Source organism: Pseudomonas sp. K5002 (assembly GCF_013386655.1).
GTDB lineage: Bacteria > Pseudomonadota > Gammaproteobacteria > Pseudomonadales > Pseudomonadaceae > Aquipseudomonas.
Map to the genome: position 1 here is coordinate 1 of NZ_JACARK010000973.1, position 2085 is coordinate 2085.

Below are 2085 nucleotides of genomic sequence, written 5' to 3' on the forward strand. Positions count from 1 at the left end.
CCTAAATAACGGATATACACACCCACCCGGCTCCGCATCTTTGATAGGTGTATGTCAGGCGTGTACCCGGACCCACACGCTGACCAAAATCGTAGCCGCCATCAACCACGCCACCGCCGCCACCGCCAGCGAAGCCTCCAGACGCATCCGGTCAACCATCACATACAACGTCGCCAGGTACACAAAGTACGGAATGATCGACCACATCCCGAACACGATGGTGGTCTTCAAATCCTCCACCGACCGACCCTTGCCGACAATGTAATGCGCAATCAACGCGAACGTCGGAAACAGCGGCACCAACCCTGCAATGTAGTAGTTCTTGGTCTTGGCCAGCGCCGCCAGAATCAGCACCACCCCCGCACCCAATGCCGCCTTCAACAATAAATCCACAATGCGCTCCTAGTGGCTCAGCCCGTACTTCTTGACCTTATCGAACAACGTGGTCTTGGCCATCCCCAGTTCCTGGCTGGCCTGGGTCAGGTTGCCGCCGCTGCGTTGCAAGGCATCGTTGAGCAGGTTGCGCTCGAACGCCTCCACCGCTTCGGTAAAGGCCAGCCCATGGTTGCCGCTGCTGGCGCCGCTCTTCTTGAACGCCGGCAAACCGAGGGCAAACCGCTCGGCCACGTTGCGCAGTTCACGCACGTTGCCCGGCCAGTCATGGCTCATCAGGCTGGACAGGGTCTGGTTGTCGAGGTCCGGCGCGGTGCGGTCGAAACGCAGCGACGACTGCTGCAAGAAGTGTTCGAACAACTGCAGGATGTCTTCGCGGCGTTCACGCAGCGGCGGCAGTTCCAGGGTCACCACGTTGAGGCGGTAGTACAGGTCGCTGCGAAACTGGTTGGCGCGGCTCAGGTCGTCGAGGTCGGACTTGGTCGCGGCGATCACCCGGCAATCCACCGCCACGCTCTGGTTCGAACCCAGGCGTTCCAGGGTGCGTTCCTGCAACACCCGCAGCAGCTTGATCTGCAGGTTCATCGGCATGCTTTCCACTTCGTCGAGGAACAGCGTGCCTTCGTGGGCGTGTTCGATCTTGCCGATGCGGCGCTTGCCGGCACCGGTGAACGCGTTGGCTTCGTGGCCGAAGATTTCGCTTTCGAACAGGTTCTCCGGCAGGCCGCCGCAATTCAAGGCGACGAACTGGTGGGAGTGGCGCCGGCTGAAATCGTGCAGGCAGCGCGCGACCAATTCCTTGCCGGTGCCGGTCTCGCCCTCGATCAACACGTTGGCCGAGGTGTCGGCGACGTTGGCGATCAATTCCCGCAGGTTCTGCATGGCCGGGGAGCGACCGATGATCCGGCCTTCCAGCGAATCGCGCTCGGCCAGTTGCCGGCGCAGCGACCAGACTTCCCGGGCCAAACCGCGTTGTTCCAGGGCGCGGCGGGCTACGTCCACCAGGCGCTCGGGAGAGAAGGGTTTCTCCATGAAGTCATAGGCGCCGTTGCGCATCGCGCCCACGGCCATGGAGATATCGCCGTGGCCGGTGATCAGCAGTACCGGCAGCTCCGGGTCCTGGGCGTGGAGTTCCTTTAACAGTTCCAGGCCGTCCATGCCGGGCATGCGGATGTCGCTCACCACAACCCCCGGCCAATCCCGGGACAGGCGCGCGGTCAGGCCCTGGGCTTCGCCGAGGGTCAGGACTTTCAGCCCGGCCAGGTCCAGGGTCTGGCAGAGGGCCTGACGCAGGTGTGGATCATCGTCGATCAACACCACCTGAATCTGGTTATCGATAGTCATACACTGCGGTCCTCGGACGGTTGCAGACTGACACCCGGTGCTCCGGCGCGCAGTTTCAAGGTTAACAGTGCGCCGCCTTCCTTGTGGTTGGCGAACAACAGTTCACCGCCAAAGGCGCGCATCAGGGTGTCGCAGATCGCCAGGCCCAACCCCAGGCCCTGGGTGCGGGTCTTGGTGGTGTAGAAGGGCTCGCTGGCGCGGCCCAGGGCTTCCATGCAGAAACCCGGGCCGTTGTCGCGAATGTACAGGTTGACGCCCTGTTCGGTGGTTTGGGCACTCAGCCAGAGTTTGCGCGGCGGGCCTTTTTCGGTCAGGGCGTCCAGAGCGTTGGCCAGCAGGTTGCCCAGC

At 62.7% G+C, this 2085-nt stretch carries 3 protein-coding genes; all 3 read right to left on the bottom strand.

Annotated features, from left to right (window positions below; translation table 11 throughout):
* Positions 1-54 precede the first annotated feature (54 nt).
* Positions 55-384 (bottom strand): GlpM family protein, encoded by a 330-nt coding sequence (locus tag HX846_RS31995; RefSeq protein ID WP_172834602.1) that lies wholly within the window; start codon positions 382-384, stop codon positions 55-57.
* Positions 385-402: 18 nt separating this feature from the next.
* Positions 403-1737 (bottom strand): sigma-54 dependent transcriptional regulator, encoded by a 1335-nt coding sequence (locus HX846_RS32000; RefSeq protein ID WP_178966935.1) that lies wholly within the window; start codon positions 1735-1737, stop codon positions 403-405.
* The coding region (locus tag HX846_RS32005) for an ATP-binding protein (protein WP_256740185.1) at positions 1734-2085 on the bottom strand (352 nt) is incomplete at its 5' end. The genes HX846_RS32005 and HX846_RS32000, both read right to left, overlap by 4 nt.